Origin of the sequence: Stenotrophomonas sp. YIM B13575 (genome assembly GCF_042787595.1) — a bacterium.
GTDB classification, from domain to species: domain Bacteria; phylum Pseudomonadota; class Gammaproteobacteria; order Xanthomonadales; family Xanthomonadaceae; genus Stenotrophomonas; species Stenotrophomonas lactitubi_B.
Genome location: NZ_JBHZOP010000179.1, coordinates 1 through 8,084, shown reverse-complemented (window position 1 = coordinate 8,084; position 8,084 = coordinate 1). Strand labels below are relative to the sequence as shown.

The 8,084-nt window shown below is 66.7% G+C and carries 9 protein-coding genes; 5 read left to right on the top strand and 4 right to left on the bottom strand.

Going from position 1 to position 8,084, the window contains the following annotated elements:
* Positions 1–145, top strand: a 145-nt coding sequence (locus ACFX4F_RS20380; RefSeq protein WP_380658160.1) for a VOC family protein, incomplete at its 5' end; no start/stop codon positions are given.
* A 12-nt stretch (positions 146–157) separates the two neighbouring features.
* On the opposite strand, the gene ACFX4F_RS20375 is transcribed toward ACFX4F_RS20380, so the two are convergent.
* Positions 158–853 carry a DAPG hydrolase family protein gene (locus ACFX4F_RS20375; protein ID WP_108265920.1) on the bottom strand — a complete coding sequence of 232 codons (696 nt, stop codon included), beginning with the start codon at positions 851–853 and terminating at the stop codon, positions 158–160.
* Positions 854–928: 75 nt separating this feature from the next.
* On the opposite strand from ACFX4F_RS20375, the gene ACFX4F_RS20370 reads away from it, so the two are divergent.
* Positions 929–1,591 carry a TetR/AcrR family transcriptional regulator gene (locus ACFX4F_RS20370; protein ID WP_380658158.1) on the top strand — a complete coding sequence of 221 codons (663 nt, stop codon included), beginning with the start codon at positions 929–931 and terminating at the stop codon, positions 1,589–1,591.
* Between the two features lie 148 nt (positions 1,592–1,739).
* Here the strand turns inward: ACFX4F_RS20370 and ACFX4F_RS20365 are convergent, their stop codons facing one another.
* Positions 1,740–2,411: an SMI1/KNR4 family protein gene (locus ACFX4F_RS20365; RefSeq protein ID WP_380658156.1), complete on the bottom strand. Its 672-nt coding sequence runs from the start codon at positions 2,409–2,411 to the stop codon at positions 1,740–1,742.
* A 303-nt stretch (positions 2,412–2,714) separates the two neighbouring features.
* Positions 2,715–3,599, bottom strand: a complete 885-nt coding sequence (locus tag ACFX4F_RS20360; RefSeq protein WP_380658154.1) for a LysR family transcriptional regulator — start codon at positions 3,597–3,599, stop codon at positions 2,715–2,717.
* Positions 3,600–3,705: 106 nt separating this feature from the next.
* Between ACFX4F_RS20360 and ACFX4F_RS20355 the strand changes: the two genes are divergently transcribed.
* Positions 3,706–4,764 carry an NAD(P)-dependent alcohol dehydrogenase gene (locus tag ACFX4F_RS20355; protein ID WP_099820958.1) on the top strand — a complete coding sequence of 353 codons (1,059 nt, stop codon included), beginning with the start codon at positions 3,706–3,708 and terminating at the stop codon, positions 4,762–4,764.
* A gap of 99 nt (positions 4,765–4,863) precedes the next feature.
* Here ACFX4F_RS20355 and ACFX4F_RS20350 read toward each other — a convergent pair whose 3' ends face one another.
* Positions 4,864–6,228, bottom strand: coding sequence for a glutamate--cysteine ligase (locus tag ACFX4F_RS20350; RefSeq protein WP_380658151.1), 1,365 nt, complete (start codon positions 6,226–6,228; stop codon positions 4,864–4,866).
* 152 nt (positions 6,229–6,380) lie between these two features.
* Here ACFX4F_RS20350 and ACFX4F_RS20345 point away from each other — a divergent pair, with 152 nt between their 5' ends.
* Both ACFX4F_RS20345 and ACFX4F_RS20340 read left to right on the top strand, forming a co-directional pair.
* On the top strand, positions 6,381–7,085 hold the full coding sequence (locus ACFX4F_RS20345; RefSeq protein ID WP_089236851.1) for a VIT family protein: 705 nt from the start codon (positions 6,381–6,383) through the stop codon (positions 7,083–7,085).
* Entirely contained in the window at positions 7,082–7,906 is an 825-nt protein-coding gene (locus ACFX4F_RS20340) for a helix-turn-helix transcriptional regulator (RefSeq protein WP_380658149.1), read from the top strand. Before ACFX4F_RS20345 ends, ACFX4F_RS20340 begins: the two co-directional genes overlap by 4 nt.
* Positions 7,907–8,084: the final 178 nt, after the last annotated feature.

Genomic DNA, 8,084 nt, shown 5'->3' with positions numbered 1-8,084 from the left:
GCGTGTGGTTGCGGCCGGGGCGACGCTCGCGCAGTCCGTGCGCGAGCGTCGCTGGGGCCGCATCGCCGTGCTGTCCGATCCCTTCGGCCACGGCTTCTGCCTGATCCAGTTCAGTGGCGAAGGCTACGACGCGCTGGTCGAATGAGCGGCGCGCCGCTCACCACGGCAGCGGCACCGCTTCGCCGTTGGCGCGCTCGCCGTAGTACAGCGACGGCAGCAGCCGCGACAGGAAACTGAACTCGGTATAGCAGTGCTTTAGCAGACCCAGGCCGATCGCATCGCTGGCATCGCGCTGCGGATGTTCACTGTCCAGGCCCAGCACGAAGCGGCTGCGCAGCACGCAGCCGAACGGCGTATCGCGCGCGACGTGCAGCATCTGGCCGTCGCAGGGATCACCGTGCGCGTCCAGACGAACGTGGTCACCAAAGCCGATTCGTGCGGCAATCACCGCCGAGACATCGCCCGCATCCTGCGCCGTCTGCAGACGCTCAGGTGTGAGCAGCGTGCGCGGATCATGGAACTTCAGGCGTGCCGCCACCGGCGGAATGTCGGCCAGCGATTCCACCGCATGGATGCTGGCGCCATGGTAACTGCGCCCACGCTGCCAGGCCGCGTCCCAGCCACGATGCTCGACATGGTCCAGCGGGTGCCACCAGCGGATGTGCTGGGTGGTCTCGAAGAAGGTGAACCACCAGTCCAGCATGCGGCCCTTGCAGCCATGCAGATCGGTGCGCACTGCGACCAGCAGGGTGCCGTCTTCGCGACGCTGGATGCCGGTTTCCAGGTGCATCGGCGCCGGGTCGAGGAGATCGTGGTGGTCCAGCCAGGCGTGAGCGTTGGCGACGGTGTCCATGGTGAATCCTTGGGGAGGTGAAGCCCGGACAATACGGAAACGCACTTCGTTTCGCAATTATCGAAATGCGCTAGAATGTGCGCGATGACCGCTACTGCGCCTCCCGATCCGATCGCACCACCCCGTCGCCGCGGGCGTCCAGCACGGCCAGAGGCCGACGTCCGCCATGCCGTGCTGCAGGCGACGCTGGATCTGCTGCTGGCGCAGGGCTACGAAGCGACCACCATCGAAGCCGTCGCTGCGCATGCCGGCGTGGCCAAGAAGACGGTGTACCGGCATGCCGGCAACCGTGATGAGCTGGTAGGCCTGGCGGTGCGCGAGTGGACCGATGGCTTCGCACCGCAGCTGCAACGTGATGCCCGCCACGCCGAAGACGTGCTGCCGCTGCTGCACGACATCCTGCAGGCGGTGTGCGCGCAGGCATTGTCAGCACAGGCGGTACGGGTGTTCCGCCTGTTGACCACCGACTTCCCGGGCAAGGACGCGCTGCTGCGGGCCTACCTGGACAACGGCATCGGCCGCGGACGTGCGTTGCTGGCGGACTGGCTGGCGCGGCAGCAGCAGCGTGGTCTGCTGCGCGCCGGTGATCCAGAACGGATGGCGCGTCTGGTGCTGTCCATGGCCGTGGCCGAACCCCTGCGCGAACGCGCCATCGGTGTGGTTGCAGAAGATGCGTCGGTGGATGCGCACCTGCGTGACTGCCTGCAGTTGATGGAACCGATGCTGCAGGCTGCGTAGCGTGGTGCCATCCAGGCATGGCAGGGCGTTGCTGCCAGAAGGTGGAGGCCGACCGTTGGTCGGCACTCATCCATCGCGCTGCAGGAAAGACCCGGCAGTAGAGCCACGCCATGCGTGGCTTCGGATCGATGCCGTGCACCCGCGCAGCTCAATCCCGTACGTACGGCATTCTGCTGTCCATCCGCTCAAAGCCGATCAGCGGCTTCAACACTGCCTGTATGTCCTCTTCACTGATGTCACCGCGGGCAATGTCATCCACGCGCGCGAACAGCGCTTCCAGCGCAGCCACCTGATCCCCACGCAACCAATCGCGATGAGTGGACAGCCAGGCCTGCAGGTTCGCACCGATATCGCCTTCCGAAAGCAGCGAATCATCTTCATCCAGTTCAACCACCGCTTCGGCCATCTTGCGGAACAGGAAACCCTGGAGGTTCGCCGCCACCAGGTCGGCGCGATCATCGTCGTGCCAGACCAGCAGTACCGGCGGCTCCGCGAAGCCTGGTGCGTTGGTCCAGAAGCAATAGTTGTCGCCGGCGCCGGTGCGTGCGAACGGCAGCAGCTTCAGGTCTTCACGCAACGGGTTGTAGTGATCTTCGGCGGTCAGGTCTTCCCAGGCCGCGCGCAGTTCATCGGGCTCGATCGGTTCGTACTCGTTCGCGTACAGCAGCACCGGCGGCTGTGCCTGTAGCTGCGGGAACACCTCACGGTACCAGCGCGGCCCCTGTTCGCCCCAGCTGAAGTGGTTGCCTGCGACGAGCTGGTGGAACAGCGGCGGAAAGGCTTGGCCGGAGGCCTGTTCGAGATCGGCGAGCGTGCCCATGGACGTCCTTGTTGGATGAGGGTGGTTACCATAGCGCGTGCCGGCCTCATCCACGCATGGCGTGGATCTACTGTGCAACGGCATCCACGCGTGGCGTGGATCTACTGTGTGCAACGGCATCCACGCATGGCGTGGATCTACTGTGTGCAACGGCATCCACACATGGCGTGGATCTACTGTGCAACGGCATCCACGCATGGCGTGGATCTACTGTGCAACGGCATCCACGCGTGGCGGGGTCAAAGTGGGCATGCGGCGATGGTCAGTAGATCCACGCCATGCGTGGATGCGACCCACCACCATTCACTCGCGCAGCATGTCCACGAACGCGCGCAGCGCACCGGGCATCTGCCGCTGCTTCGGGTAGTACAACGCAAACCCGGCGAACGGTTCGCTCCAGTCTTCCAGTACCGCCACCAGTCGGCCATCGTCCAGGTACGGGCGCGCGGTGTCTTCCAGCACATAGGCCAGGCCGATGCCATCGAGCACCGCGCCCACCACGGTTCCTTGCTCGCACAGCGTCAGCCGACCCGGCACGTCGATCTCCAGGGCCTGGCCCTCGCGCTCGAACTGCCACTTGTACAGATGGCCGCTGGCGAAGCGGAAACGCACGCACTCATGCGTGGCCAGGTCGCGCGGATGCTGCGGTGCCGGCCGTCGCCGCAGGTACTCGGGCGAACCCACGATCAAGCCGCGCAGCGGCGGCCCCATCGGCACCGCCACCATGTCCTCGGGCACGAACTCGTGCAGGCGCACGCCCGCGTCGTAACCCTCGGCGACGATGTCGACCAGACCATCGTTCTCGGTCAGCTCCACCCGTACATCCGGATGCGCGTGCAGGAAACGCGCCAGCCGCGGCCCCAACTGGGTCGCCACCGCCGCCCGCGTCGCATTGATCCGCAGCAGGCCGGCCGGAACGGCGCGGAAGTGGTTCATTTCTTCCAGCGCATCGTGCACCTGGCCCAGCGCCGGCTGCAGGCGCTCCAGCAGCCGTTGTCCGGCCTCGGTCAGTGCCACACTGCGGGTGGTGCGGTGGAACAGGCCCACCCCCAGCCGTTCCTCCAGCGCGCGGATCGCATAGCTCACCGCCGAGGTCGACAGGGCCAGTTCGGCGCCGGCGCGGCGGAAGCTGCGGTGGCGGGCGACCGCGGCGAAGGCGGCCAGGTGGGACAGGTTGTCAGTGGCCATGATTGTGCAGTCTGCCTTGATGAATCATGCCGATATATGCGCTTCTTACCTTGCGGTACGGGGCGTATTGTAAAACGCCTTTCGACAAACCCGCCAAGGATTCCCCATGTCCCTCGCCCGTGGTTACGCCGCCCATACCCATACCGACCCGCTGGTACCCTTCGAGTTCGAGCGCCGCGCGGTCGGCCCGAACGATGTGCGCATCGAGATCCTGTACAGCGGCATCTGCCATTCCGACCTGCACCAGGCGCGCGACGACTGGGGTGGCTCGATCTACCCGATGGTGCCGGGCCACGAGATCATCGGCCGCGTTACCGAAGTCGGCAGCGAGGTCACCCGCTTCAAGGTCGGCGACCACGCCGGCGTCGGCTGCATGGTCGACTCCTGCCGCCACTGCGATGCCTGCGAACACGATCTGGAGCAGTACTGCGCCGAAGGTGCCACCTGGACCTACAACGGCCGTGAACGCGCCGACGGTGCCCCGACCTACGGCGGCTATTCCGACCACGTGGTGGTCGAGCAGCGCTTCGTGGTCAAGGTTTCCGAAACGCTGGACCTGAAGGCCGCCGCGCCGCTGCTGTGCGCGGGCATCACCACCTGGTCACCGCTGCGCCACTGGAAGGTCGGCCCGGGCCAGAAGGTCGGCGTGATCGGTCTGGGTGGCCTCGGCCACATGGGTGTGAAGTTCGCCAAGGCACTCGGCGCGCACGTGGTGATGATCACCACCACCCCGGAAAAGGGTGCCGACGCCAAGCGCCTGGGCGCCGATGAAGTCCTGGTCTCGCGCGATGCCGCGCAGATGAAAGCACACGCCGGCAGCTTCGACTTCCTGCTCAACACCATCCCGGTTGGCCATGACACCAACCCGTACATGGGCCTGCTCAAGCGTGAGGCGACCATGTGCCTGGTCGGCGTGTTGACCGAACTGGACCCGCCGCTGACCGGTGGCAGCGTGATCTTCGGTCGCAAGCACCTGACCGGCTCGGCGATCGGCGGCATGGCCGAAACCCAGGAAATGATGGACTTCTGTGCCGAGCACGGCATCGTCAGCGACGTCGAGATGATCGACATCAAGAACGTCAACGAAGCCTGGGAGCGCATGGCGAAGAACGATGTGCGCTACCGCTTCGTGATCGACATGGCGACGATGAACAACGCCGCCTGATCCAAGGCGGATGTGGAAACGAAAAACCCCGGCAATGCCGGGGTTTTTTTCATTCCTGACGGTAGCGCCGGGCCATGCCCGGCGGTCATCCATCCCGCGTCAGTAAGCGAACTCGCGGAACACCGGATCCACATCGCCATGCCAGCGGCCATGGAACAGTGCCAGCTTGCGCTCGGCCGGGGTCAGGCCGGACTCGACGATTTCCTGCAGCACGTCCAGGAACTTGCTTTCATCCTGGCCATCGGCATTGCGCGCCGCACGGCGCTTGAGGCCTTCCACGGAAATCTTCACCGCTTCGCGCGCCAGATCGCGCACGGTGCCATTGCGGAACGGCAGGTTCATCGCATGCTTGGGCACCCCATCACGCAGTGCATGGCGTTCAACCAGGCTGAAATCACGCACCAGGTCCCACGCCGCATCCAGTGCGGCGTCGTCGTAGAGCAGGCCCACCCAGAAGGCCGGCAGCGCGCACAGGCGGCTCCACGGGCCACCATCGGCACCGCGCATTTCCAGGTACTTCTTCAGGCGTACTTCCGGGAACGCGGTGGTGGTGTGGTCCGACCAGTCGCGCAGCGTCGGCAGCTGGCCCGGCAGTACCGGCAGCTTGCCCTGCATGAAATCGCGGAAGCTCTGCCCGCTGGCATCGTGGTAGATGCCGTCGCGGTAGGAGAAATACATCGGCACGTCGAGCAGGTAGTCGACGTAGCGCTCGTAACCGAAGCCGTCCTCGAACACGAAGTCGAGCATGCCGGTACGGTCGGCATCGGTGTCGGTCCAGATATGCGAGCGGTAGCTGAGGAAGCCATTCGGCTTGCCCTCGGTGAACGGCGAGTCGGCGAACAGGGCGGTGGCGATCGGCTGCAGTGCCAACGACACGCGGAACTTCTTCACCATGTCCGCTTCGCTGGCGTAATCCAGGTTCACCTGCACGGTGCAGGTGCGGGTCATCATGTCCAGGCCCAGCGAACCGACCTTGGGCATGTACGAACGCATGATCTTGTAGCGGCCCTTGGGCATCCACGGCATTTCATCGCGCGTCCACTTCGGCTGGAAGCCCATGCCGAGGAAGCCCAGCTGCAGCTCGCCAGCCACCTGCGCCACTTCATTGAGGTGGGTGCCGGTTTCCACGCAGGTCTGGTGGATGGTTTCCAGCGCCGCACCGGACAGCTCCAGCTGGCCCGCGGGCTCCAGCGTCACCGAGGCGCCATCACGCAGCAGGGCGATGGTATTGCCGTTTTCCTGCACCGGCGTCCAGCCGAAACGCACCAGGCCGTTGAGCAGTGCCTCGATGCCGCGATCGCCCTCGAAGGTCGGCGGACGCAGGTCATCCAGGCGGAACCCGAACTTCTCGTGCTCGGTACCGATGCGCCACTGCGAACGGGGCTTCTCGCCGGAGGCGATCTCCGCCACAAGTTGCGCGCGGTCGGTAATGGGCGTATCGGCGACGTGGCTGGGGCTCGACAAGGGGGTGGCTCGCTGGACGGTGGCAGGGGATGTGGGGCTGGGAGCCTTGCATCGCAAGGGCGCACTATAGCGTGGCGGCTCGTTACGTCATGCGACGGTGACGGGTTTCAGCATCCTACCGACGCCCTCTTGACCCTCGTACACTCAGGGCCATGAGCCGCCATTCACGACATCCTGAACTGCATCGCGCCGACCGCGTCGGCTGGCTGCGTGCCGCCGTGCTGGGTGCCAACGACGGCATCGTCTCGGTCGCCGGCCTGGTGGTCGGCGTGGCCGCCAGCGGCGCCTCGGCCAGCACGATCCTGGCCACCGGCGTGGCCGGCACCGTGGCCGGTGCGATGTCGATGGCCGCCGGCGAGTATGTGTCGGTGCAGACCCAGGCCGATACCGAGAATGCCGATCTGGCGATGGAAAAGCGCGAGCTGCACGAAGACCCGCACAGCGAACTGGACGAGCTGACCGCGATCTACCGCCACCGCGGCCTGGAGCCGGCGCTGGCGCGCCAGGTCGCCGAACAGCTGACCGCCCACGACGCGCTGGGCGCCCATGCGCGCGACGAACTGGGCATCACCGAGGAACTGCGCGCGCGACCGTTGCAGGCCGCACTGGCCTCTGCCGGTGCCTTCACCTGTGGTGCTGCCCTGCCGGTGCTGACCGCACTGCTGGCACCAGTACAGAACGTCGCCACCGCCACCACGGTCAGCACGCTGGCCGGCCTGTGCCTGACCGGCGCGATGGCGGCACGCGCCGGTGGCGCATCACCGACGCGCGGCGCCCTGCGCGTGATGTTCTGGGGTGCGCTGGCGATGGCGGCTGCAGCGGCGGTCGGCCGCCTGCTGGGCGCGCACGTCGTATGACCGGCATGCCCCCCACCGCCACCGCCCTGCTGGCGGAGATGGCCAGCCTGGCCGGCTGCCAACGCGCCGAAGGCTACGCCTGCATCACCGCCCGCCGCGAGCACGGCGCCAGCTCGGTGGAGATACCGCAGCCGCAGTTCGCGATCCTGCTGGAAGGCCGCAAGCAAGTGCGTACCGCCCACCAGTCGCTGGCCTTCGTCCCGGGCGACATCCTGCTGATCACCCAGCGTTGCCGCATCGACGTGGTCAACACACCGGACCCGCAGACCGGCCGCTACCTCAGCGCGATCGTGCCGCTGTGCACGGAAGTGCTGGCGGCGGCGCGCACGCTGTGGAACGAAGCCTTGCCGACAGCCGGACCGGCGCTGGCACGGCAGGCGCTGAACGATCACGCCACGGCGCTGCGCAGCTGGCGGCAGTCGTTGCAGGATGGCCGCTACAGCGAAGCACGGCTGGCGCTGGCCACGCTGGTGCTGGCGTGGTGCCGGCAGGGCCACGGCAACCTGCTGCTGCCGCACGCACCGACGCTGGGCGAACAGATCCGCGACCGCATCGCCGCCGAACCGGCACGCGACTGGCAGTCGCGCGACGTCGAGGCACACTTCGCGCTGAGCGGCGCGACCCTGCGGCGGCGGTTGGCGGCTGAAGCCACCAGCCTGCGCCAGCTGTTGACCGAAGCGCGCCTGGCCCACGGCATGCAGCTGCTGTACACCACCGATCTGCCGCTGAAGACCGTGGCCGCGCGCGCGGGGTATCGTTCTGCAGCGAGCTTCAGCAAGCGCTTCGCCGAGCAGTACGGGCTCGCTCCTACCGACATATAGGGGTGTTCAGCAGGGCTGCGCTCTGCACCCGCAGAGGCAACGGCAACGGCCGAAGCAACAGCAACAGCGTGCATTCCGTGGGATGGCGGGGCGGTGTCGGAGTGCGGGGACGCCGCAAGTACGTCCCTGTAGGCTTGGCAGCCGCATCCATGCGGCTGACACCCCGCACTCCGACACC